Origin of the sequence: Vibrio hippocampi (genome assembly GCF_921292975.1) — a bacterium.
Lineage (GTDB): Bacteria > Pseudomonadota > Gammaproteobacteria > Enterobacterales > Vibrionaceae > Vibrio > Vibrio hippocampi.
The window spans coordinates 1,014,449-1,041,076 of the sequence record NZ_CAKLCM010000003.1; the positions used below are offsets into that span (position 1 = coordinate 1,014,449).

At 44.6% G+C, this 26,628-nt stretch carries 16 protein-coding genes and 1 pseudogene; 7 read left to right on the top strand and 10 right to left on the bottom strand.

Annotation, left to right across the window (positions count from 1 at the left end; genetic code table 11):
• Positions 1-78 precede the first annotated feature (78 nt).
• Positions 79-1,713, bottom strand: coding sequence for a competence protein CoiA family protein (locus L9Q39_RS17640; protein ID WP_237486399.1), 1,635 nt, complete (start codon positions 1,711-1,713; stop codon positions 79-81).
• 395 nt (positions 1,714-2,108) lie between these two features.
• A complete protein-coding gene (locus L9Q39_RS17645) occupies positions 2,109-3,332 on the bottom strand; it encodes an MFS transporter (RefSeq protein WP_237486400.1) in 1,224 nt (407 codons plus the stop codon).
• 103 nt (positions 3,333-3,435) lie between these two features.
• On the opposite strand from L9Q39_RS17645, the pseudogene L9Q39_RS17650 reads away from it, so the two are divergent.
• Positions 3,436-3,654: pseudogene (locus tag L9Q39_RS17650) on the top strand (MerR family transcriptional regulator); the annotation flags it as partial.
• A 316-nt stretch (positions 3,655-3,970) separates the two neighbouring features.
• Here L9Q39_RS17650 and L9Q39_RS17655 read toward each other — a convergent pair.
• Positions 3,971-5,017 (bottom strand): GMP reductase, encoded by a 1,047-nt coding sequence (locus tag L9Q39_RS17655; protein WP_237486401.1) that lies wholly within the window; start codon positions 5,015-5,017, stop codon positions 3,971-3,973.
• Between the two features lie 501 nt (positions 5,018-5,518).
• Between L9Q39_RS17655 and L9Q39_RS17660 the strand changes: the two genes are divergently transcribed.
• Positions 5,519-6,091: an outer membrane beta-barrel protein gene (locus L9Q39_RS17660; RefSeq protein ID WP_237486402.1), complete on the top strand. Its 573-nt coding sequence runs from the start codon at positions 5,519-5,521 to the stop codon at positions 6,089-6,091.
• Between the two features lie 41 nt (positions 6,092-6,132).
• On the opposite strand, the gene L9Q39_RS17665 is transcribed toward L9Q39_RS17660, so the two are convergent.
• A complete protein-coding gene (locus L9Q39_RS17665) occupies positions 6,133-6,378 on the bottom strand; it encodes a hypothetical protein (protein WP_237486403.1) in 246 nt (81 codons plus the stop codon).
• A gap of 329 nt (positions 6,379-6,707) precedes the next feature.
• Here L9Q39_RS17665 and L9Q39_RS17670 point away from each other — a divergent pair, with 329 nt between their 5' ends.
• Positions 6,708-7,703, top strand: coding sequence for an OmpA family protein (locus tag L9Q39_RS17670; RefSeq protein ID WP_237486404.1), 996 nt, complete (start codon positions 6,708-6,710; stop codon positions 7,701-7,703).
• Between the two features lie 206 nt (positions 7,704-7,909).
• Here L9Q39_RS17670 and L9Q39_RS17675 read toward each other — a convergent pair whose 3' ends face one another.
• A complete protein-coding gene (locus L9Q39_RS17675) occupies positions 7,910-9,178 on the bottom strand; it encodes an O-acetylhomoserine aminocarboxypropyltransferase/cysteine synthase family protein (protein ID WP_237486405.1) in 1,269 nt (422 codons plus the stop codon).
• 272 nt (positions 9,179-9,450) lie between these two features.
• Positions 9,451-12,249: a glycoside hydrolase family 3 protein gene (locus L9Q39_RS17680; RefSeq protein ID WP_237486406.1), complete on the bottom strand. Its 2,799-nt coding sequence runs from the start codon at positions 12,247-12,249 to the stop codon at positions 9,451-9,453.
• A gap of 308 nt (positions 12,250-12,557) precedes the next feature.
• Between L9Q39_RS17680 and L9Q39_RS17685 the strand changes: the two genes are divergently transcribed.
• The 4 genes from L9Q39_RS17685 to L9Q39_RS17700 all read left to right on the top strand — a co-directional run bounded on the left by L9Q39_RS17685 (position 12,558) and on the right by L9Q39_RS17700 (position 19,024).
• A complete protein-coding gene (locus L9Q39_RS17685) occupies positions 12,558-13,430 on the top strand; it encodes a helix-turn-helix domain-containing protein (RefSeq protein ID WP_237486407.1) in 873 nt (290 codons plus the stop codon).
• Between the two features lie 403 nt (positions 13,431-13,833).
• Entirely contained in the window at positions 13,834-14,694 is an 861-nt protein-coding gene (locus tag L9Q39_RS17690; protein ID WP_237486408.1) for an ABC transporter substrate-binding protein, read from the top strand.
• A gap of 2 nt (positions 14,695-14,696) precedes the next feature.
• Complete coding sequence (locus L9Q39_RS17695) at positions 14,697-16,172, top strand: methyl-accepting chemotaxis protein (RefSeq protein WP_237486409.1); 1,476 nt, start codon at positions 14,697-14,699, stop codon at positions 16,170-16,172.
• Between the two features lie 686 nt (positions 16,173-16,858).
• Positions 16,859-19,024, top strand: a complete 2,166-nt coding sequence (locus L9Q39_RS17700; protein WP_237486410.1) for a hypothetical protein — start codon at positions 16,859-16,861, stop codon at positions 19,022-19,024.
• A 941-nt stretch (positions 19,025-19,965) separates the two neighbouring features.
• Here L9Q39_RS17700 and L9Q39_RS17705 read toward each other — a convergent pair.
• The 4 genes from L9Q39_RS17705 to L9Q39_RS17720 form a co-directional block, all read right to left on the bottom strand.
• Positions 19,966-22,659, bottom strand: a complete 2,694-nt coding sequence (locus L9Q39_RS17705; RefSeq protein ID WP_237486411.1) for a carboxypeptidase regulatory-like domain-containing protein — start codon at positions 22,657-22,659, stop codon at positions 19,966-19,968.
• A gap of 139 nt (positions 22,660-22,798) precedes the next feature.
• Positions 22,799-24,358: a glycoside hydrolase family 16 protein gene (locus L9Q39_RS17710; RefSeq protein ID WP_237486412.1), complete on the bottom strand. Its 1,560-nt coding sequence runs from the start codon at positions 24,356-24,358 to the stop codon at positions 22,799-22,801.
• Positions 24,359-24,997: 639 nt separating this feature from the next.
• Positions 24,998-25,447, bottom strand: coding sequence for a hypothetical protein (locus L9Q39_RS17715; protein WP_237486413.1), 450 nt, complete (start codon positions 25,445-25,447; stop codon positions 24,998-25,000).
• Between the two features lie 173 nt (positions 25,448-25,620).
• A complete protein-coding gene (locus L9Q39_RS17720) occupies positions 25,621-26,625 on the bottom strand; it encodes a helix-turn-helix transcriptional regulator (RefSeq protein ID WP_237486414.1) in 1,005 nt (334 codons plus the stop codon).
• Positions 26,626-26,628 lie beyond the last annotated feature (3 nt).

Sequence of the window (26,628 nt, forward strand, 5' to 3'; positions counted from 1 at the left end):
AAGAGCAGTTACACAGAATTATTTACAGGGTCGTGCAAGACCCTGTAAATCGTTCTGTGTAACTATCGGGACTCTGAGTTATAGATAACGTTCTAAGCTTTTCTGTGGCATTACGCTGCATCGGTATCGGTGTGCTACGGTATCAATGTAGTCGTGTGTAATAAACAAATCTTCAAAGTCAGCTTTTCGATTACACTCAGGGCATTGTGAATCCACAACGATGATCTTCGGTGAAGTGATATAGCAGTTGTTACACCTAAGACCATGCCCACCGTAGCGTTTGAAAACAACGGTGTCTGCTTGAATCATCTGTTCAATCCGCCTCTGCTTCATTTCGAAAGTTATTTGTTGTCTTCTTTGAGCAAGCAGTTTTTCTTCTCGTTCTATGCGCAAGCATTCTTCTCTAAACCTTGCTAACTCATCCATTTCCTTATGAATTCGATATCTGAAATCCTCGATGCTTTGATCGCATAAATAGAAAACCGATGCGTTGCTTGTCATGGTCAACACTTTTTTACTAGCTAGGTATTGAAGATAATCGAGTATCACTTTAAACGGTGAGATGATCTTTCGGTTTTCTTCTCTAGTGAGATACCAAGCAATGCGTTTGTTAGTCTGTGAACCGTTAGTTTTTGCTTTCTCTCTCGCTTGATATTGAGCAGTGTTCAAACGCAGCATGTTTTCATTCACACGGACGTGTTTTTGCACAAAGCGTTTTATGTCAAAAGCCTTGATTTCACGGCTATCTCCAATGCGATACAACTGTTCAATGATAAGTGCTTGCCAGTGTTCTCGCTTACACTCAAAGATCCAATCAATGTCGGTACTGTAACCAACTAAATCAGAATACTTATCTACATCAAACCACTTTAAGAACGCAGGTCTTATGTTTTGCTTCTGTTGTTCTTGTTGCTCAATCCAAGTGCTATCGACTGTATCTAACCACTCAAGCTCATGCTTGATTTCATCTCTGAATCGTTGTTTCGCGTTTTCGATGTTCTGCGCTTTTATCTGTTGACGCTCGTTCTCTGCATCTATGCGTGATTGAATGAATCGGTTCTTTTGTTCAGCTTTTAGTTCCAGTTCAGCAAGAGCTTTTTTAGCCTTTTCCATTGCTTTTGGATGATGTATCCATCTAGCGTTAATCGGGTCGAAAACTGCTTTTCTAATCTCATCGTCTTGATACAACTTGTCAGAGTTATGCAGGTCAGTAAGAACAATTTCTATCGCAGGTTGGTCTTGCTCGATTATCGCAGCAATCTTTTCCGGCTCACTTTCATGAGTAACAGTGATTTCAACAAACAACGAGCGATTCTTTAGCGTGCCGTGAGTGTCAATCCGATACTTATCCCACGAGTATTCGCTTTGAACAGAATCAAATGCAACCCTAGCAGTCGGGTGCTCGATGCTTTGACCTCTTAGAACAGAGAAATCAATTAAAGTGACCTCGGGCATGAAAAAGAACTCTGGCAGAACAATGCTCCGTTCTATCTCTAGTAGCTGTTGAGCGTATTGATGAAGATAAGACATCGCCTCATAGTTGAAGCAGTCAGTATCAACAGCATGAGCGAAATGCGGGCGCTTGCGCTCACCGTTGTTCTTAGCAATGAGTGTTTTTCTGCAGTTTGGACAAACGCAATCACAGGCTAAACCGTTAGGTACATTCTTAACGTGATGTATTTTTCCGTCTTTTAGACCGAACGGTATAAGCACTTGGATTCTCACATAAACTATTCAAGATGACGCTACTATAACCAGTCGCAATCATTTAACCTAGTCTACGCCGAAGATCATTGTAAATATCAGTTTCAGCCAGTTCTAATTTGATATACGGTCATTCTTCTGCAAACTCTATGTCCATTCAGTACTTGATCGATAATGAGCCTTGGAAGTAGGGTCAGGTCTCGCGTTTTGCTTCGTATTATTTTTTGTATGTTTAATATTGCTGATTATCTGAATCCGTATTTAGAGACCCAACAAACAAAGGGGCAGATTCGGGTTATCTCCCTTTAAAACAAGTCTGAAAATGAATAAGTCAGTTACATTACTCAATTAGAAAGTAATGGATTCACTAGGGTGTTGCAAAGACTCTAATCTGGTGACCAAATTTAGTTGCCCCCTACACCCACTTCCCCAACCTTCACAAACACTCCATTACTCTCTGAAATGCTAGGATATACCCAGTACATCACTGCAATTGCAACAAACATAACCACAGTTGCAAGAGCGAAACCTAGCTGAGTCACTCCGTAATGACTGAGCATAGCGATCACCACATAGCTTAAGCTTTGAGCCATAGTCGCAAACATTTGTAGCGCTCCGTCTGCTCTACCCCGTTGTTCGATGGCGATCGTGTGATGCATCCAGTTGGTTCGAGCAATTCGATTACACGCATTAAATAGTCCAAACAGCGCAGTAAAGGCGAGTAGATAGATTGGATGAGGAGAAAGCGCCATTCCCAAAATCGTCACTCCACTTACAAACATGGATAGCATCATCACTTTAGGCAGCGAGCCAAGGGTAAGTAGCTTTTTAATCAGTATTCCTGTGATTAGTGCTCCCGCACCGAAAGCCATGCTATAACCTGCCAACCATTCACCAGAAATGCCTTGCTCAGAAAACCAAATTGGAACCAGCTTTCCTAAGTAAGTAATGATTGGGTAACTTAAAGCTGAAAACATCAAAAAGATGAAGAACTGTGGCTGTCTGCTGACTATTTGTTTGCTTTCTAATACTTCATCCACAAATGAATTGCTTACCGACTTACGCAATTGACGACGATAGGGCGTGAAAACATAGCTCAATGTCGCAATAACGGATGCGATAGCAGCAAACATCGCAAATTCTTTCATGCTCCACACTTCAAGTAACATAACTCCTAAAGCCCCTGCTCCCATGGTTGTAGATTGCATGATGATTTCTTGCTTACCGGAGATTGCAGCGTACTCATGAGCTTCAAAATTCTCTTGGGTAAACGCATTATTAGCTGTCCAAGCGAGGTTACTCGATACCCAAAACACCAGTTGTGCTAACGCTAATAGCCAGATTGAATCCATGCTAGTCAAATAGCTCAGCAACACAGCGAGTGCAGTAAACGTTTGAATAAGTTGGACATTGATCAATATTGATTTTCTTGAGTGCCTATCAATTAAGGTTGAAAAAAACGGTGCCGAAAAAAATGAGATTAATGTACAGGCTAATGCCACTATGGCGACGAATGCACCCATTCCTTCCGTTTTTAACATCATCCATGGTAGTGCCATCATGAAAAGCCCGGATGATATCCCATCAAAAAATCGCCCACTTAAGTAAGTCATTGTTCTATTTTTCATCCCTGATCTCCATATGCTCTGAACTTACCGCCACTCTAAGACCTCAAGTTAACTTGAGGTAAAGCACTTTTTACTGGCTGGAGAAATAAAATGGATATGAGCATCGAAACGGTCGGGTGTAAAAGTCTCTGCTCTGCATTTTTACGAGCAAAAAGGGTTAATCTATAGTTGGCGAAATCGAGGGAACCAGCGTCGATATCATCGTAATGTATTACGTCGATTAGCGGTAATTAAAGCGGCTCAAGAAGTGGGATTAACTCTTGATGAAATATCAATATCACTTAAGCAACTCCCTCAGCATCGCGCCCCAAACCATGAACAATGAGACAAGAGCTTGCCCGTCGCTTTGGCTGACAGGAACCAAGAAAGCCAATTTAGTAAAGAGAGCGACTGTTTAAGTATCGTTTAAATTTAGCTCTGTTTTTTTTAGTCTCAATGCGCATAAACAAAACCGCGCGACGGGCTACAAACGGCTACCACAATCATGGAAAGTACAGGGCGGGCTACAGAAAATGTACATTTTTCGCTTATTAACTTTGAGTCTGTGTAGACACTTTTGATACAAACACTGTTTTGTAGGCAAAAAAAGAGCCGCTAAAAAAGCGGCTCTCATTCAACAAATTTTGCTCAGCATTAGCTTATGCGTCTTTACCATACACGTTGTTTTCTTGCTCTTGCACGCGAATAAACGTTGTACGCTTTGTTAGCTCTTTAAGCTTTGCTGCACCTACATAAGTACACGTTGAACGCACGCCACCAAGGATGTCTTGGATCGTGTTGTTTACGTCGCCACGGAATGGAAGTAGGACCGTCTTACCTTCAGCGGCACGGTAGTTGGCAACACCACCAGAGTGTTTGTCCATCGCTGATTGCGAAGACATACCGTAGAATTTCATAAATGATTTGCCGTCTTGTTCGATGACTTCACCACCAGATTGCTCGTGACCCGCTAGCATGCCACCAAGCATCACGAAGTCTGCACCGCCACCAAACGCTTTCGCTACGTCACCCGCACAAGCACAACCGCCGTCACCGATGATCATACCGCCCAGTCCGTGTGCGGCATCCGCGCATTCGATAATGGCAGAGAGTTGAGGGTAACCTACACCTGTTTTTACACGCGTCGTGCAAACTGAACCAGGACCAATTCCTACTTTTACGATATCGGCACCAGCAAGAATAAGCTCTTCACACATATCACCAGTGACTACGTTACCCGCTGAGATGGTTTTGGTTGGAAACTCTGCACGTACTTTTTGTACGAATTCAACGAGGTGCTCTGAGTAGCCGTTGGCGATATCAATACAGATAAATTCTAAATCATCGCTAAGCACTAGGATTTGCTGGATTTTTTCAAAATCGCGTTCAGATGTACCTGTCGAAACAAATACCTTGTTTAGCGTCTCTTTAGAAGCTGACGCAACAAATTCTGCCCATTGCTCTACAGTGTAGTGCTTATGCATCGCAGTCATTACACCGTGTTGCGCCAGTGCAGTTGCCATTTCAAAGCTACCGACTGAGTCCATATTGGCTGCAATAACAGGTACGCCAGACCATTGACGGCCGCTATGCTTGAATGTAAAATCACGGGTTAAATTTACTTGAGAACGACTTTTTAGCGTTGAACGTTTCGGGCGAAACAGTACATCTTTGAAGCCTAACTTAAGTTCTTGTTCGATACGCATTGTGTAAATTCCTTTAAATGTGAGTACATGTTCCAGTGGGCATATCACTTACATAATGGGGTGGCAGCCCCACAAAGCATAGTGCTTGGGTAACGCGTTGGCAGACGCATCACCTTTCTTCGGACACAAAAAAACCGGAGCGTTGGCAGACGCTCCGGTTTTCAGCATTATAGGTTGGGATAACTTTATCGCAAGTCTGATATTTCAATTTTTTTTGTGTTACCATTCCGACTAGTTACAAACCTACACGTTATCAACTCGCCTTAACCCCTCAATAAAACCAACTCAACTCATTGTTTTAAAAGCATTTAAATCTTAAGTACGCATTCCGCAGCTTTACCAAGAGTCTATCTTGCACCTGTCATTTGCCAGACGAAAACGGTTTCGTTTCATCAAAAACGCGAGAGAAGTCACATCAAAACCACCCCAAACTAGACTAAAAAATCGCCAAAAGATATTATACAGAACAGCACTCCATATAATATTGAAAGAAATCCCATTATGTCAGTACAATTGAACACTTCAATAGTGATGCTCGTGGCACTCATACTTAACTTTGTTATACCCTCTACTTCAGTTGCTAATGGACGAGGTGAAGTTTTTGCTTCAGCAGGTCTTGCCTCTCTGAACAGCGACAATGGCAGCAACACGACATGGGTAACCCAATTAGGCTACCTGCACAACTTATCGCCTTTTATTTCGATAGAGGGAGGTTATACAACGCAGATCTCCGGAACTAGCACCTTTTCTGACGACAATGGTAACGACATTTATGTTGAGTATTGGGGGCTATTTGTTGGCGGCAAGGTTCAACATCATACGCGCAGTTTCACTCTTTACGGAAAGGCTGGAGCAAGCTACATCGATATGGATGAACACTTTTTTGATGGCAACATCAATACTAAAGATCCCAAATACCATCATAAAAGTGTTCAACCCTACGCAGCTATTGGGGTCTCTTTTCCCTCTCCACTTCGTAAATATGTTGATTTAAGCGCAGAAGTAAACTACCAAAAGCTCGATGCCGGTTATAGTTCTACCGGAGTGACGATGTCTGCGACCTATCGATTTTGATGGATTTATAAAGCGGTATCTTCAAACGGCGAGTTAATTCGCTAAAGTGAGTAAGCTGGCCAAAATACCGCAAAGCCAATTTTCAAAATCACTGCAATAAGTAAAAGGCTGATACCAAGACGGTAATATTTATATTCATTGGTCGTTAAAGGTATACGTTTGTAAAACATCGTCGCGATTCCTTTCCAGTCTTGGCTACGACGCCCATACATGACCAAACTACTCACAATCGCCATCACTCCGATACAGAGTGCGACCTTTTCACTGATGTAGATAGCAAGTTCCATTTATATACTCCTCAGCATAGATTAATGAGGATTATTATACTCACCCTTCTCTAACCTTGCCTTAGAACTAAAGTCTAATGATTATTCGACTATTTTTGTAAAAGAATTTTAACCAAAAAAACTGAAATCACGGCGCGATAATCAGAGAGAATACAATCTATTAGCTGATAATATTATTTATTACATTCCCTAGCGCCTCAAATCCTCTTAAATACAAACCTTAACAATTAAATAAAGATTATTTCTTTGAAAAAAAATCAAAACTCGCCTACTTTTAGCAATGGAGCTATATCTATGAAAAAACTTAGTTAATAACAAAGGACGTCGTTATGAAAAAAACAGTGGTAGCTATCGCATTGAGCGGCATAGTAGCAATACCCGCAGCAATGGCAGAAGGCTTTTATTTAGGTGGTCGCTTAGGTGGTTCAGAACTTAACGACGCGTGTAATATTTCAGGCACAGCTTGTGATGACAGTCAGTTTAGTGCTGGTTTCTTCACTGGCTACGAGTGGAATGAATATCTAGCACTCGAATTTGCTTATGATTATCTCGGCAATTTTGAAACATCGTTCGTACAGGGCAGCACCGGTTATCTGCAAGATGACACACTGAGTGCGTTAACTCTTGCCCCTAAACTTTCCTACCCATTTACTGATACTTTCTCAGTATTCGGTAAACTTGGTGCGGCATACACAACCTATGGCGACAGAGACGACACGGTATTAATGGGTGGTCTCGGTCTAGAATATGACTTTGCTACTGCATGGTCTGGTCGCCTTGAATATCAACGTCTCAATGACATTAGTGACGGTTGGTTCAAGACGGACGTCGACACCTTCTGGCTAGGTGTTTCATACTCATTTGGTAATACGCCCGCAGCTGTAGTGGTTGCACCTGCGCCTGCACCAACTGAGCCAGTGATGGTAACGGTAACGAAGACGAAAACCTTTGAGCAGGTTTCAGGTCAAGAGTATTTCGCGTTCAACAGCAGCAAACTGGCTGCAGAACGTAAAGGCGACTTTGATCCACTTATCGCGTTGTTGAAAGAACATCCACAAGCAAACGTAGAAATCGTTGGTCACACTGATTCCATCGGTTCTGCCGCTATTAACCAAACTATCTCTGAAGCTCGTGCTACAACAATTGCTTCGTATCTTGAGTCACAAGGTATTGATAGTTCTCGTATGACAGTGAAAGGGATGGGCGAAAGCACGCCAGTTGCTTCAAACGAAACTAAAGAAGGTCGTGCTCAGAACCGTCGTGTTGAAATCTTAGTACCAGCATTCGAGTACATGGTTGACGAAGTTCAGGAAATGACAAAGTAGAGTATGACTCCTTATTAGAGAGTCGCCTTCGAGTAAAGCCATTTGCTCATACCGCATTCTCTCATAGGACATTTCTCATATAAGAAAGCCCCAAGGGATTCATCCTTGGGGCTTTCTATTTTGGTTAAGAAAATTTTCTTAACCAAGTGGCTATCGCCTATTGCAACAAGATTACTTGGTTAGAAACTTTTGCACTACCGTCTCTACTAGGCATTCAGTGCTTGTTCTAAGTCGGCAATAATATCGTCTATATGTTCAATTCCAACCGATAAGCGAATCATCTCTGGACGTACACCCGCCTCAAGCTGCTCTTGTTCTGTCATCTGACGATGGGTTGTCGAGGCAGGGTGACAAGCTAAAGATTTGGCATCACCGATATTGACTAATCTCTTAAAGATCTGCAAAGCATCATAGAAACGAACGCCAGCTTCATAACCTTGATTTAAACCAAATGACAAAATTGCTGATGGTTTACCGCCCATATATTTATTGGCTAACTCGTGATAAGGCGAATCCTCAAGACCAGCATAGCTTACCCAGCTTACTTTCTCGTGATTTTTTAAATACTCAGCCACTTTCAGCGCGTTCTCGGTGTGTCGCTCCATACGCAGTGCAAGCGTTTCTAGACCTTGCAGTAACATGAACGAATTCATTGGCGATAGCGCAGAGCCGGTATTTCTCAGTGGAACGGTACGTGCACGGCCAATAAATGCGGCAGGTCCAAAGGCTTCCGTATATACCACACCATGATAAGAAGGCTCTGGTTGATTAAACACTGGGAAGCGTTCTTTGTGCTGATCCCATGGGAATTTACCAGAGTCAACGATAACCCCTCCCAACGAAGTGCCATGTCCGCCCACATATTTAGTTAACGAGTGGACGACAATATCCGCACCGTGCTCAATCGGTTTACAGAGGATCGGTGTCGCCACTGTATTGTCTACCACCACTGGCACACCTTGCGCATGAGCGAGTTTGGCAATGGCTTCAATATCGACAATATTACCGGCTGGGTTACCTATCGTTTCACAGTAAACCGCTTTGGTTTTATCATCGATCAATTCCGCTAACGACTCCGGTTTGTCATCTTTAGCAAATCTTACCTCGATACCCATGTTCGGCAGCATGTGGGCAAAAAGAGTGTAGGTTCCACCGTATAGTTGTGGCGTTGAGACGATATTATCGCCCGCTTGTGCCAGTGTCAGAATGGCATAATGAATGGCGGCACTGCCTGCACTGACAACCAAACCTGCAATTCCCCCTTCCAACGCTGCCATTCTTTGCTCCAACACATCGTTTGTTGGATTCATAATGCGGGTATAGATATTACCGGGCACTTCTAAGTTGAATAAATCCGCGCCATGTTGAGCGCTATCAAATTCATACGCCACGGTTTGGTAAATCGGGGTTGCCACAGATTTAGTGGTAGGGTCTGTTTCATAACCATGATGAATTGACAGGGTTTCGTCTTTCATTAGTACGTCCTTTTACTGTAGATGTTGAGTCACTGATACAATGAGTCATTAATATAATTAGCAATTAATCTGCGGGTTGCAGACAAAAAGCTGAGTATTTCACTACCATACATAAAAATCCTTGGTTGAGCGCAAGTTTTAGAGAAAACATCACGGCTAACTCATTCATTACTAACCATCTCGTCGAGTTTCAGGTAAAAAAAGACCCGCATAATGCGGGCCAAAATGGGTAAAACTGCCAAAGGAAATATCACTAGCAGGGTAAGGAAAACTTAATTGAGCAATAACTTTTCAAGTTTGAGTCCGGGTTTGACAAAGACAATATCCAAGGTGTAAAAGCCCGCTGACAATTCAACCTCTAGCCCCTCAACCATGACACTTTCACCATCGGTACCGTGGACAGAAAACGTCATCAAGAACTCGCCATTGAGCATAAGACTGCACGTCGATTGCGCTAATGAATTACGATTTAAACTCACCTGAGCACTAAATCTATAGCGACGTTTATTATCAACGATAAGGCTCAAAGCTTGATCTCGCTTTGTTTGCAGAACCAGTGGATGGGCAACATCAAAGACCTCACCCTCCGGTTGCTTACTTAGCGGGGCAATGGACTTCACTGCTTGGTAGGCGACCAAAGGACGCTGCATAGCCGGCGTATCCATAAGGAAGCGGCAAATATTCATTGCGCTACGTTGTAGCTCACCCAACGTCAGCTCGCCTTGTTGTAACGCTTGCAAGGTATCATCGTGCATGGCGTTGCGCTCTGCGCCCTCATGCTCAACAACCATATAGAGATCATTTTGTGAACGTACCATGGCAGAGGTATAAGTTTTATCAGCAACGCCACCTGAAATCGCATGGTTCATTTTTGCCCACCAATCCGTCATCACAATGCCATCAAATCCCCATTCCTCTCGAAGAATACGAGTGTTGAGATCATAATTTGAAGCGGCCCAGTACCCATTGACCGGATTGTATGCCGTCATTATCGAACGGGCGTTACCTTGTTTAACCGCCATTTCGAAAGGCTTAATATGAATTTCACGCAATGCCCTTTCTGACACAACTGCATCAACATCTTGACGATAACTTTCCTGATCATTGCCCGCATAATGCTTAAGCGTACCAGTAACACCGGCGCGCGCTAAACCACGACACTGTGCCGCCGCCATGGCACCAGTAATCAAAGGATCCTCAGAAAAATATTCGAAGTTTCGACCATTAAGAGGATGGCGATGAATATTAATGCCCGGACCGAGTAACGTGTCGATCTGGTAGCTGCGCATTTCCATACCGACCAGATATAGAAGCGCTTCATTTAGGGGTTGATTCCAGGTACAACCGAGTAAAGTACCGATTGGGATCTGGGTTGCCTTATGACCACTGTCCATACGAATGCCTGAAGGTCCATCGGCCGCACAAGCGACGGGGATCCCCAACTCAAATAGACTATCGGATACACCACCAAACGCAGAAGCCGTGCCCGGCGTAACCTTGGGACTGCACATGCCTTCACCTCTGACGATAGTGGCAAGTTCGGCAGGTGTCATTTGAGCCACAAACGAGGCTAAATCCGCACGCCCTTGTTTGACATCAATTAGCTTGATGCCTTTATCGCCCGTGACTACCATCGTCTGCGGTAAATTAGCAATAATGTACTCAGCCGGATCTTGTTGGCGTAAAGCAACTGGTTGATAACTAATGCGGTAGTTCTGTTTGCTATCCTTCTGCCTACCATCCTGCGGTTGACTCTCTTTGGCTAACGGATGCATCCGCTTGAACGCAACTTTTGGAGCGCAGGCTTCTTGTAACTGTTCCACAACTAACAGTTGCTCAAGGTCATAAATCGCGTCAACCGCCTTAGCACTGCGTACGTTTCCACCCAGATAGAAATGATACTCTCCCGCCTCTAAAACATAGCAACTTAAATGACCCGTTTGCCCGGCATCGTCGTAGGCAGCCATACTCGCAACAGGGACTGAAAGTCGCAATTGTTGCGCTTGTCCGGGCTCAATAGTATCGGTTTTAACAAAGCCAATAAGCGCTCGAGTTGGTCTGCCTAACAGACCTTGAGGTGCCTGTAAGTAGAGTTGAACCACTTCTTTACTGGCAAACTGAACGCCGATATTTCGCACCGAGATATCGAAATGTAAAACCTTTTCAGCACCTATTCCGGTAGCGCTGAAATTCACTAAATGGTGTTCGAATTCGGTATAAGACAGACCCGCACCAAATGGAAATTGCACCGCCTCGGGCTTGAACGTTTCAAAATATCGATAGCCAACGTAGATATCTTCGGCATAGCAGTTGTGCTCACTATGACCAAAGTTGGCGGAGGATGGGTAATCACTCAAATTATAGGCAATACTGTCGGTTAACCGACCACTTGGAGAAAAGTCTCCAGAGAGAATGTCAGCCAAAGCGTGCCCACCCTCCATTCCGGCAGCCCAAGAGTAAAGTACCGCTTTAATCGAATTGCTATTGTCTAACGTGGTTAGCCAACTCATGTCCATGATGTTCGTGGTATTAAGAACCACGACCACCTGTTCAAAATGATGGGTAACTTGACTTAACATTGCCAGTTCCAAGTCAGTCAAGCGATAACTGCCTGGTTGATCGGCATTATCTTGGTCCTCTCCCGCGGTACGACCAATAAATACCACCGCTTTGTTGGCGCGCAAAGCGGCTTGTTGGACGGTCAAATCATCCAGCGGCATCTCGTGTTGAAACCAAGGCTCGGACGCCCAACCGCCACCGCCGTCATCAAAAGGATGTTTTGCTACCCAGTCGTGATACAGAGTCGCCAATTCTTCATCAACCGCTACCGAGGCATTCGCTCGCAAACCGTCAACGGCATTCACGGCATAGTTAACATTCACAGCCCCGCCCGATCCGGTGCCACTGCGATAAGTATCAATTTGACAACGTCCAAACAACGCTAATTTATCGTCACTGGTTACAGGAAGAATCTGATCACGGTTCTGTAACAGCACAATTCCTTCTCTAGCCGCTTGACGACTAATGACAACTAAGGAGTTTTGTGCCTCGCTCATCTGCTTTAAATCCATATATTGAGAGACCATAAGTAACAGTCGATACCATCTAATCGAGAAAATACCCACGTATTCCAAAGGGAATCGTCCCTTATCACTTACGTTGCTCACTTCTCTATTTGTCGATAGATGCCAAAGACTTGGGTGCCAAAACAAATTCAATCAAAACCACTGTCACGCTGTTGTGCTAACGCCTATTTGGCTTTAGTTCAAATTGCAGACAACACCTTCGTGAAAGCGCTTTATTTTAATATTTTTGAATAGTATTCTTCAAAGTTACGGCATTCTACTAATATTGCGACATTAATAAGGAAGTTTGCGACATGAGCATCACTTACCAACTCAAGTCACATCAAAGATATAATCAATTGAAGTTTGCGTATGTTGATGGACATCATCAATGCGACTTTGCGTTACACAAACACGATTTCGCCGAACTGTTTTTAGTGGTGAGTGGTAGCGGAACCCACACCGTGGCCAAGCATGAATATTCGCTCAATGGCGGCGATGTTTTTGTTATCAAAGGCGATGTAGAACACAGCTTTACCAGTGTGGATGAGCTTAAAATTATCAACCTAATGTTTGATGCCGATACGCCTTTTTTTGAGACCCTGTCCATGCGCCAGCAGCCCGGTTATCAAGCGATGTTCAAGGTCGACCCTATCGCACGACAGTCTGCTGAATATCGAGCCATGCTCACCTTAAGCCCATCACAACTCGCTTCAATCCTTGAGTTAATGGCACAAATTAAACATGAATACCTTGCTGCGAATAGTGGCTTTGATGTCATGCTGACGAGTTTATTGCAGCAGTTAGTGATCTCCCTTGTTCGCCTGTACCAACAACAAAATGAGGAGCTTCCACAAACCACGCTCGCGCTAAGTCGCGCTCTGGTTTTTGTCGAGCAAAACTTTGCTGACACCAGCATTACTAGCAGCAAAATTGCACAAGCGGCTTATATCAGTAAACGTCAACTCGAACGCCTTTTTCGACAATTTCTCAATACCTCACCCAACCACTATTTAAGAGACATGCAATTAGAGTTTGCGCGTCAACTATTATGCGGAGAAAAAAAAGCGACGATTCAAGACATTGCCGAACGTTGCGGGTATTCGGACAGCAACTACTTCTCTAAGTGCTTTAAGCAGAAATTCCTAGTCAATCCAAGAAATTATCGTCAACAATTCCGAACCTAGCGCTGACAAGTCACCATTGTGCTGCTTACTTCACCTATTTTGTAAGCGCTTTCATTAATTTAAAGTAGATCACATTCAATACATCGTTCTCACTATATAATCGTACGCTGTTTCGCTTGTTAGATTTCAGACACTGTATCAAAGCCATTGGATGGAAAACTATCGCAGCAAAAGCGATGACAAAAAAAGCGATTGCCATACAAAGCTATCGCCTATGAATCCAGCGCATAAAGCCAGCGCATAAATGTATAGTGCCTCACTCTCTTGGGGAGAGTAATTGGAGCAAGCTTTAACACATTTTTATACTTAACACATTTTATATTTAATGCGCTGCTGGATTTAACACATATTTGGATTCAACACATAGTTGTATTTAACACGCTGTTGTAAAAGGATAATACACATGTTCCGAAAACATTGTCTTCTCGCGGGTGTTCTGCTTTCGCTGTGCAGTCCGGGATTTGCTAAGCCGTTACGCATTCAAACCGGTATTGATGAGAGTAAATTGGCCGTTAACCTGTTATCAGAGGCGGTGCGACGCAGTCCGATCTACTCTGAATTAGAATACGCTTATGGCGATGATCCCGAGCCTGCAACTAACAAGCTCATTGCCGATGTCAAAACGGGTGCTTTAGATATTGTTTGGCTCGGAACCACCAGTGATTACGAGCAAGAAATGACCGCGCTGTACTTCCCAATATACCGTGGTTTATTAGGCATGCGCATCGCACTGGTTGAACAAGATAAACAAGATATTCTCGCTCAAGTCCGCACCTTTCCTGAGATGAAAAACTATATTCCATGCCAGGGGAAAATTTGGTCGGATACCTTTATTTTGGAAGAAAATGGGATTGTGGTCGCAAAGAGCATGAAGTACCACAATCTCTTTGCCATGTTGGAAGCTGACCGCTGTCATTACTTCCCTCGCGGTACCTTTGAAGCATATGCAGAAGCGGAACGCTACCCCGAGTACAACTTGGCGGTCGATAAGCATGTATTATTCCGTTATAAAATGCCTTCTTTCTTTTTTGTGAGTCGGGAAAACGAAGCATTGGCTCAACATCTCAGCGCGATTTTTGATGAAATGATCGACGATGGAACCTTTGCAAAACTCTTCTTTGCCAATCCAGAAGTCAATAACGCTTTAAAGCAAGCCAACCTAAATACGCGCACCATCTTCGATTTACACAACAACGATTTATCCACCAAAACTCAATCACTCCCCGACCGTTTCTGGTTCAATCCACTAACCGATAGGTATTAATAATGTTTAGAACTATTACCAGTAAAATTATTACGATGCTCGTTATTGTCGTTATTGCGGTGAGTGCCATCATCAATACCACTAAACTCATCAACACCCAAGACAGTCTACATAATGAGTTTGAGGCTGAGAAAATCGCACTGCAACAGCAAATGGCGATTGTGTTTAATGAGCCGGTTTTTGTGATCGACAAACAGATGATCGAGTCTATTATTAGCGCTTTTTCTTCCAACCCCATTATCGCTTACATCAATGTTGTCGATCAGCGCGCTATTCCCCTATCGACACCGATGAATGTGGTAGCAGACGAGGTCGAAACGATAGAACTAGCATGGAATGACCAGCCTATCGGTTCTATTGCTGTTGGCTTTTCTCATCAAGTGATGGCGGACAAAATCAATTCGGCTATTTTTTCTGCCATTGGCGATACCATTCAATATATCGTACTGCTCGCTTTAGCCATCTACCTATTAATCCGCACGATTGTCATTAAGCCCCTTGACCATCTAAACAATGTACTAAGAGAAATTGCCACTGGCGGAGGTGATCTTACCTCACGCGCTCCTTGCCAATCGAAAGATGAAATTGGTGATTTAGGTAAAAACTTCAACAGCTTTGTTGCCACTATCCAGAGTATTGTCACCGACGTTGCAAAAGCAACAGAGCAACTCAGCCAAGTTTCAGAAAAAGTACGGGTTACCAAAGACAGCACCATTGAAAGTGCCGACAATCAATTTCAGCTAACTGAATTGTCCGTAAACAATGTTAATCAAGTGGATATTGCAACCAAGGAGATTGCCAATATCACTGAGCTCACGGTAGAGCAAACACAAAAGGCACAACAAGTGTCTAGCCATAGCCGTCAATCTATCGACAAAAACATTGCCAGTATCGGCTCCCTAGTCGAAACATTAGAGCAGACAGCAACGGAAGCGTCGGCATTGAAAGTCGCCAGTGACAATATTGGCAGTGTACTCGATGTGATTAAAAGCATTGCGGAACAGACTAACCTGTTAGCGCTGAACGCTGCAATCGAGGCTGCACGTGCCGGTGATTCGGGTCGAGGCTTTGCTGTCGTCGCCGATGAGGTTCGCACTTTGGCGAGCCGAACTCATGACTCCACCACCGAAATTGAAACCATCATTGCTGAATTGCAACAGAAGGCGGAAGCGTCTTATTTATCGACGCAAAACAGCAAAAGCAAGGTGACAGAGACCATTCGTTCCGCTGAACAAACCAGTAATGCTCTGGAAGATATTGCGCAGGTGATGGATAGCATCCATGACCAATTCTACGCAGTTGCAAGTGCGACAGAAGAACAAGCTAACATCACTCACACGGTCACCAATGATATGCAGCGTCTAAAAACCAATGCAGAGCATTTATCAAAAGATGCTAACCATCTTGAGCATGCCACTCTTGAACTGATCGAAGTCGCCGATCAGTTACATGGGCAGATCGAACGCTTTAAGTTCTAAGCTAACTAAAGCCCGCCCGCCGTTGACCTTCTTGTCATCGGCGGGCTTTATTACATTTGCACCTTACCTTTCGTCGATAATTTTTCGTACTTTATTTTTCGCAGATCGCATTTCACTTTTTACAGAGTACCCTAAGCAGCAATAAAACGGCTTTAGGCAGAATAAACTGCTATCAATCACTATTAACTCCGACGTCCAAAGATAACCCCAAGATTAATGTAAGCGATTTCACAAAGATAATCAGATGAAAATCGGCAACTGTTGGCTCTCTAAACGCTTAATATCTCACTTTATTACTACCCAACCCCACATTACGATACATCAATATTCAAACCGTTTTATATCACTACACGCTGAGTTTTCACTTAAAAAACGTTTGGCTTCCTCAATTATTTACAGGCTAAAAGCCACGTGGAATTATTGACAATGTGACTTTAAATCAAAACATTAACATAATACGGCTAATAATAGACCATTAGTCAACTCACTGAAGCGCCAATTTTCTATGCTGAGGTAGTTCGATAAATCCAACGCAATTCACCCTTCAATATCGAGTCTCTATCATTACTGTGACGTCAATTGCAGGTATACAATTTTAGCGTTGACCCGATAGCCCGTACTCCACGAATATAAAAGAAAGCGATTACATTTTGTTTTTTACTTTTTAGACATTACGGAGATGACGGATGAAAGCTCTGAATTTTATTTCTACCGCAGCACTGACAGTATTGTTGACTGCATGCGGTGACGATCCAAACGAAACCGATGACACCACACCCACTGACCCATCAACTCCGGTCAGTTCAATCTACATCTATCACTCTGAGCAAGAGTCTAATGTATCTTTTGCTCATTGGGGCGATACCTGGGGAAGTGGCAGCACCATAGAACCCGTGTCGGATAGCGACTATGGTGAAGTACTGCGCATCAATTATGGTAGCGATTGGGGAACCAATAACGCGGTCGTTGCTTGGGGCAACGAAGACGCTGACGCCATCGATGCATCGGGTCTTGATGTCGCTCGATTTAAAGTTAAAGGCGACTCAATTGACGAGATCACGGTGTCGATTGCCAGTGTCGGTTCGTCATCTAACTACGAACAAACCTATTCAATCTCTGATGGTACCTCTCTGGGTAATGGCTGGACCGAGATGGAAGTCTCTTTCCCTGGCTACTCCAATCTAACTTGGGTTGGCTTGATGTTCCCTGAAGCGACATCGGTAGACCTTGTTGACGTCTACATTGCAGATTCAGACGGCAACGGCGACGATGGCGGCGATCCGGGTACAGAAACCGACGCTTTCGTTATCTACTCCGACACCGAAGCCACCGATGTTACCTTTAGCGATTCCACCATACAGACGTGGGATACCGGCACAGTCTTGCAAGGCGATGTGGATTTTAACGGTAAAAAAGCGTGGCAAATTACCTCTGGCGGCATTGGTAGCTGGGGCGCTGTGTTGGTGTACGCCAATGGTCTTGAGGGCGACTTTAGCCACTTCAATTATCTTGACCTAGCGATTGCCACAGAAGGCAGCTTTAGCGGTGGCTATAAGTTAGTCGTGTCTGGCGACGGCGTGGCAAAAGAATACGCTCTGCCAGTCAATGATAGCGACGTCACCACATGGCAAGACGTACGTGTTGATATTGATGATCTTGGTTTAAGCCTATCGAGCATCGACCATGTCGCCGTGATGGGTATGACCGATACCACAGACCAATCAAGCTTCTATGTCACTGACTTCCAGTTCACCAAAGAGTTCGATAAGTCTTACGATTCCAATACTGAGAATGAATACGTCTTCGTTCATTCAGATAGCGCAATGCCTTCTGATTTAGTCGTAGACGGCGATGATTCCTCCAGTGCTGGCAACGTTATCTTTGGTGAGTGGAGCACAGGTACTATCCTAGACATGGATGCAACCTATCTCGACACCTCTGCATGGCAAATGGTTGGTAATGGTGGTTGGGGAAGCGTTATTGCACTGCAAGGCGATATTTCCGACGGCAGCACTATCGACAACCTTGATGTTGATCTCTCTGAATACACCAATATAACGCTTAAAGTCGCTTCACAAGGTAACTACAGCAAATACGCAGTTTCTTTCGTGGCTAAGAATGGTGAGAACGAGTCGTCACAAGAAGTCGCATTTAGCCTAGCAGAGCCAAGCGAATGGAACACGATTGATATCAACCTTGCCGCTGTGGGTGTTGATCTTGCCAACATCAATCAAATCGCTGTTTTTGGTTCCCATACTGACGCCGCTGAAACCGGTCAAACGCTGTATGTCACTGACTTCTATGCCTACGATTCTGGCTATGAGAGCGAGACAGACTTCAATGACTACGGTGATGCATTCACTATGATCAGTGCTACCGAGACTATTGATGAGTCAGACATGACATTTGATGACAGTGCTCACCTAAATGTAGGTAACGCATCATTTAATGAGTGGTCTACCAACACAGGTATTGTGATTGACACCACTTACAGCAGCAAAAATTCGTGGGAAATGACTAAGTCTGATGGTTGGGGTGCTGTTCTAGCCATTAGTGGTGATATGTACGGTGAAATTCAGCAGTTCGATTTTGATACGACTGTCTATCACACACTGAACTTATCGGTCGCGACGGTAGGTGCCTTTGAAAAGGTCACGCTGTTTGTCGGTACTGCACAAGGCGCATCAAAAGAGATCACCTTAGAGGGTGTCTCAACAGATTGGGCAACGTTTAGCTACGATATTAGCCAACTTGGATTGAATACCAGTACCATTAATCAGCTAGCTATCTTCGCATCAGGCGGAAACAGCGGCGATACCCTGTATGTGACTGATTTAAACTTCTCTAAGTAATCCTTTCGATTATCCCACCAATCATCAAGGGCAGCCTCGCTGCCCTTTTTACTGCCTTTCATCCCAGATAACGGTCACGCATCTCAAACAACAGACAAAGGTTGTGAGCTGTGCATAGCACCTTACTCTCAACACATAGCCACCAATAAAGTTCAAACTACAGCGACCCCTCACAATTAGCGATGACCTAGCACCTACTAAGGCTATGGTGATTTCGTTTAGACCTGTACTCGCGGTGATAAGATCCCTTCCTTCGAAGGGATGACCGAAGGGGGTTGGGATGATTTGGATAGTGGGGATAAGTGCGAATGGCGGAGACAACTGTGAATGACGCGAACGACTGCGAGTGACGTGGACAACTGTGAATGACGCGGACAACTGTGAATGACGCGGACAACTGCGAGTGGCGCGAACGACCGCAAGTGGCGCGAACGGCCGCGAGTGGCGCGAACGGCCGCGAGTGGCGCGAACGGCCGCGAGTGGCGCGAACGGCCGCGAGTGGCGCGAACGGCCGCGAGTGGCGCGAACGGCCGCGAGTGGCGCGAACGGCCGCGAGTGGCGCGAACGGCCGCGAGTGGCGCGAACGGCCGCGAGTGGCGCGAACGGCCGCGAGTGGCGCGAACGGCCGCGAGTGGCGCGAACGGCCGCGAGTGGCGCGAACGGCCGCGAGTGGCGCGAACGGCCGCGAGTGGCGCGAACGGCCGCGAGTGACGTGGACAACTGTGAATGACGTGGACAACTGTGAATGACGCGGATGATTGCTAATGGTGCGAGCGACTACGAGTGGCGAAGATGACTGCTAATGGCGCGGGTATCATCGTCATAAAGGACCCTGACCATTTTCTTACCAGACAAAAAAACGGCTAATTCAATGAATTAGCCGTTTGAATAACAAGTGTTTAGTGATTGTTTAGTCAATCACATATTGCCTTGGTCTGCGATCAGTAGAAGTAAATATTATCTACATACAAACTATCTGAACTTGTGCCCCAAAGCTGTACACCAATTTGTTGCAGCTCAGACGGTGTAAAGTTCTCACCCGCTGCGGATAGGTCAATCTCAAGATCAGTCCACTCACCTGTCGTTGGCGTAAACTCAACGACATAAGCACCACCAGAAGAGACAACTTGCAGCTTGATTAAACGGATACCTGCTGTTGCATAGCCGTCAATGTGAAGCTTGCTGAATGTAGAACCATCCACATAAGACCCGTCGTTGGTTGGGTTACCAAAACTAATACCAGCAACACCACCCTCTTCGCCACCAGAGATAATCTGATACTGAATCGTGTTGTTACCCGCAATCGTTACCTCCGAGAAATCAGGCGCATTCCACCAGTTTTCAACAAAGTTCGATGGTGCGCGATCAACGGCTAAGGCATCACTGTAAAGCGCATAAGCCGTGCTATCATCAACCGTTGGATCGGTCGCAGCCGTGGTTGGCGCAGCTTCAAGCGCATCAAGTGTAATATCGGTACTGACATCAGCATCGACGGTTTCAGTAAACGATGCCGAACCATATCCGTCCGCAGTAACCATGACCGTTTGGTCACCTTCCGTCAGAGTTAGCGTCGCAATACCACTTGCATCAGTCGTTGTCGAATTATCGCCCACAGAAACCATCGCTCCTGCAATTGGCGCACCATTGCTATCGACCACTGTCACACTCAATTCAAACGAGCTTGATTCGCCCGAGAAGTAAATGTTATCAAGATGGACTGACTTACCGACTTCACCCCAAACTTGAATACCAATTTTCTCTAATTGAGTGGTATTTAACGCAGTATCCCCTTGAGTGAGATCATTGGCCATAGATAGGCGATAACTGGTCCACTCACCGGTAATCGGTGGAGTGATTGTGTAGCGAGCTTCACCCGTTACAGACACTAGCTTCAACTCAACTGTAGTTGCGCCTTCTTCGACATAGAGATCAAAGTTCCAATCTTTGTAAGCTGACACATCCGCTTGCTCAAGTACGATGCCGCTTGTACCACCATCAGCAATCACTTCAAAGCTCGCGATGTTATCACCATCAACGCTATTTTCGCTGTAGGTAGGTGCATTCCACCAATCTTCTGACCAGTTAACAATCGTGCCATCAGAAGTGTATGCATCACTATAGAAAGAGAATACCTCGTCATCACCATAGTCAGCTGGAGTTGGTGCTGGCGTCGCTGGTTCTGTCACTTCTGGTGGCGTCGTATCTTCTTCCCCAGCCACAAAATAGACATCCGCTAGCTGCACCGTTTCTTCAGTCGAGAAACTCACGCCAAACCACGTCATTTCAGTGTAACCCGGTAAAGCCACTTCCATCTCTACCCAATCATTCGCTAGCGTGGTGCCGTCTGATAGAGAGTATTCCAGCTTAGACTCTGCCCCAATGGTTTGCACTGAGACTTCAACGGTTTCTGCCGATTCCGCTTTCACTTTGAAGCGAGCATGGGTGTAATCAGAAATATCAATCGAGTCAACATCCACTTCGTCTTGGTCATCATTACCCCAAGCCAATACCGCAAAGCTTGCGCCCCAACCCGTTCCTGGCGTTAAGTCAAACGCTTTTTCATAGTCGGCATCTGTAAGTTCTGTATAAGTGGTACCAGAACCCCAAGTGTCACCCCAATAACCCATCGTAAACGTGTCTTCTTGCCCTGAATAAGCAATGAATGCGTCATTGTCACTCGGTACTGAAGGTTCACCTACCTCTGGATCAGGATCCGGTGTTGGGTCTGGATCGGGATCCGGCTCAACAACATCGTCGTCATCCGGTGTCCCTTCACGCTCTTCAACAAAGTAAACATCCGTGATTTTGATGGTGCCATTACCAGGGAATATCAGACCAAGCCAAGTCATATCTTGAAAATCTGGTAATGCGATATCCATTTCAATCCAACCATCTTCAAGTTCAGTACCTGATGAAAGTGGATAATCAGCTTCGACAGTCTCTTCTGTTGCACTTTGAATCGACACGGTCACAACAGCACTAGAAGTGATTGCCATAGTAGAAAGGTCTTCCGTAAACGAATCCGGATTTACCTTAAATGAAACATGCGTGTACTGACTGATATTAATGGTATCACTGGCTTCATTACCCCAAGCGATAGCCGCGTTGTCAGCACCCCAATCACTGCCACTGGTAACCTCAAACAGCGAAGAATAGTTACTATCCGATCCCGCAGCAATCGCTGAGCCTGATCCCCAAGTATCTTCAGGATAAGCAAAGCTCAATGCGTCACCATTGTCCGATGCTGCAATGGATGCCGTTGCGCCTTCAGCTTCCGATTCATCATACTCTTCGAGTTCGTATGTTACTGATTTATCGCCGGAAACAGTAACGCTGGCGTATTCGTTAAAATAACCTTCAGCTTCATCAACTTCGACGTTATAGGTACCCGAAGCCAATTCAAATTCAGCAAGACCATCACTATCCGTGGTGACCGTTTCACCATCAATAATGACATCGGCACCTTCTACCTTGTTGTTACTGATCTCATCCACCACTGTCACAGACAGTGTATACATGCTGCTGCCCGGTGGATTAGTACCACCGCCATCATTATCACTGTTTGGATCATCTCCACACCCTACCAACAAAGCGCTGGCAACCATGGCTGAAATGAGAGTTCTTCTATGTTTCATTGATTTAAGTCCTTATAGAATTAACCTTTTGTCTCACTAATTCTTTCTAATATTTTGCAGAGGCCCCAAGAAATCCTTACCTCAACAAATAGAAAGCGGTTACTTTTATTTTTACAGCTGATCTATCATCGCCTATTCATTACAGGCGTCTGATGATTGACTGCTTTTTTGCTCTCGCTATTACTAACATTGCCATCAGTAACAGCACAAAAACGTTGAGGCTACCGCCACTGCTTACACCGCTGGGTACTTTGTCTTCTTCCGGTGTGCCATCGTCGCCACCGCCGTCATCACCGCCACCGTCTTCATCACCATCTGTCGAACCTAATAAGTAAACATCTGCGATCTGAACCGTAGCCGTGCCTTCAAACATCAAGCCTAACCAAGTCATACCCGTGAATTTTGGTAGCGAAGCTGAAATTTCGACCCAGCCATTACCTAAGTCAGTCCCATTAGCCAGTTGATAGACACTTTCTGAAGTATCAGAATCATTGCCGTTTTGTACCGAGACTTTCACACTGTCATAACTGCCAGATTTCACTTTGAACTTAGCCACTGAGTAGTCGGAGATATCGATACTGTCAGCCACATCATTACCCCAAGCCATTACAGCCCAAGACGCGCCCCAACCTGTACCCGGAGTCAATTCGTAACTCTTTTCGTAAGTCTCTGAAAGTTGTGTGATAGACGTGCCTGTCCCCCATGTATCACCCCAGTAAGTCATACCAAATGTGTCGTCTTCTCCGGAATAAGCGATATAGGCGTTTTCAATCTCTGGTTGAGGATCAGGGTCGGTACCGTCTTCACCCAGTGGTGCTTCTTCATTACAGTAACTAGAATCACTGGAAGCGCTTTCTTTACAGTGCGCAACATAATCAATTTCAAGGGTTGCCTTGGTAAGGTTGGCATCGACGTCACCGCCCAAGTTGCCACCCATCGCCAAGTTAATAAGCACAAACATATCTTCTTGATACTGAGTACAACCACTCATATCTTGCGTAGCGACCTTAACATCATCAATATAAAAATCGATCTGGTCTTGCTCCCACTCCATAGCGTAAACATGCCAATCAAGCACATCCTGTGAACCATTCGGATAGTTGTAAACAATTTTGCTACCACAAGCGCCGGTGTCGCTGCCAGAAAAGGTGGAATTATTAAAAAAGTTGGTAATATAAAGATCAGGTTCGTTCGCGAACCACTCCCAAATGTCGATCTCACCAGCACCAAAGTTTGGCCAAGAAGCAAAATCATCGTCATTGGCGATAGGTTGTTGATTTATCCGGTTTTCTAGCATCCAAAATGCCGGCCATGTCCCCGCATCTAAATCGTGAAAACGAATTCTGGATTCAATGCGCCCATAAAGAAACTCTTGCTTATCTTTGGTATTGAGTCGACCTGAGGTCCAAGTTTTATACTCACCAACCGTACTGCAATATGTGGACGTTTCATTCTTACGCGCGATGATTTTTAGCGTGCCATCAGACACTTCATAGTTACGATTATCAGAGGAGTCATCATCGGTATAGCACTGAAGCTCGTTGTTGTAGTTTGCCTCTGTTTGCGCGGTCCAATTGTCCCAATCGACACCCGAACCCTCAAATTTATCAATCCACTGAACCTCCCAACCCGCTAGTGAAGGGGTTGATATCGACGTCAGTAGTGCGGCTGTAGAGAGGAGTTTAAATTTTTTATCCATGTTGCACCTTGTGGGAGCTTTCATTGAGCAAATCTGCGATTTTTCTTCACAATGTAAGCGCTTTCATTGCAGTGTAAAATTTTTTGTTTCACGTTCAGAAGTTCCATCACCTCGATACGTCTTTCAAAATTAATATATTATTGAGATAAAACTCTGTACAGAAATATGCTTAGGCAATAAGCAAAAAATAGAAAGCGCTCACACAAAATAGAATCGCCCGATTTAATAACGATCTATCTTTTAGAACTGTGACAAACGTCTACGTTTGTTGCGAGAAAGATATAATCCCAAGCGATAAGACCAATAATTTCAATCGGCAAAATTACACGATATTGACCTAAATTTGGCTTTTTTAGCTCAATTAGACGAAGTTAAACAGACCGAATTTCAGTGAGAGCAAGACTCGCCACGGGAGCGTGGACAGCGTATTCGCCGATAGTTACATCATAGCCTCACTTAGTAAACGCTTGCAGAAAGTGAAGGCTAAGCTTTTAGCGCCATATCAACACCTTACTGCTATCAGCCTTGCAACAGGGAAAACCCCTCTTGTCGCTAAAGTGACGTTTATGCACTGTAGAAATAAAAATGGTCGTCCCCTATTTGGAACGACCATTCAGTAAACTCAGCGTCAGTAGCGTATTATTTGTCACCTAGCTTGAAATAAATCTTAGAGATAATCACCTCAGCCACCAATATAGTAATCACAACACTAAAGAAAGCGACCACACCGTGAATTGGACCGGTAAATTGCACTAAATCCCCGAAAGCGATATTAATGGCTTCCAACATCACAAACTTAGAACCGACCAAGATAATGTAAGTAATAATAGCGCGATACACCTTAGGGGCTTTACCGGGCTTGGTCTTAAAATACGCCGCGACTCTATGCTCAAGGTTGATTGATAATTTGAGTAACAACTGCAGCAAGATCGCCGCCATTAGCGACACCGAGAAAGAACTGATAGTGACATAACTCCAGAACTCGTTATATAGATTAAGTACAGTCAAATCGACCAACACCGCCAATGTATAACCAACAAATAGACGTTGTGGTGTGTTAAAACCGTAAACTTTCTCTGATGTGCTCATGTATTTTACTCTCCGCTATGATGATAATGGAATAACTCAACAAGATGACGCTATTGTAGGCTCAATCACCTCAGCTTACTTGCCATTAGGTGACACAACACAAAACACCCACATTCACTGCCGTTTAAGCAAAAATTGCCGTTTTAACAAGAATCGCCGGTTGAACAATTTTGTTACCTCCCGATTAAGTCTGGCATTTTTCTATATTGCGAGGGTGACACACCATAAATTCGCTTAAATGACCGCGAGAAATGAGCAGCGTCAGAATAACCATAACGATTGGCGATCTGAGTAATACTCTCATCACCTCGCTTCAAGCGCTGACAAACTTGCTCAAACACTAAATGTTCAATGAACGATTTATAGATGATGTTTTCTTGCTTAAGTCTACGTTGCAAAGTTCTAACGTTAAGCCGCAATATTTCAGCGGCGATTTTAATCGGCAACTTACCCATAGAAAGATAAGGCGTAATAGACATACGAAATTGTTCTGCAAAACTCATGGGATTGTCGGGCGTGGCGGTTTGGTCAACGTGAATAAACGGTGTAGCAAGACTCACTGGTTTAGATACCAAGGCTGTTGATATTTCGACGACTGTCGCTGAGCGCCCAATAAAAAATTGAGCATTTGCCAACAAAGGGAGTTGCGATAAGGCGTCAGTCGCATCGCTTTGTATACCAATGCTTTTTGGGCACCAGTCATCTTGTGTCAATGTCCTAAGCAGTTCCGCCATACAGATCACGGCAAACGTCTCTGCGGTTCTAAACCAAGCTTCATCCTCACCCGATTTCTCTCGGATAAACCACCACTTGCCTGCTACTTGCTTTAAATAACAGTGACTGCCCGTTGATTGAGTCTGCAGTTGTGTACAAAACTGCTGTAAAGCCGCTTGCAAACTTGAGCGCTCGGTGATCAAAGCTATCAGTCTTGGTACACAGGTCTCTTTACAAGCTCGATAAAATATCCATGCGAGGCGCTGTTGACAAAGATGCGCGGTTAGCACCTCAAAAAAGTTCTTCAGGCAAGATTCCGGTAAATATTGGTAATCGGGATTAAAGTGAATATCACTGGGAATCGTTGCCGCTCGCAATAGCTCATAAGGTTGATGGTCGATCTCATGCAGCATGTCGGCAAAAAACTCTACCGTGTCTCGCGGCACTAATGAAATCGTCTGCATTGG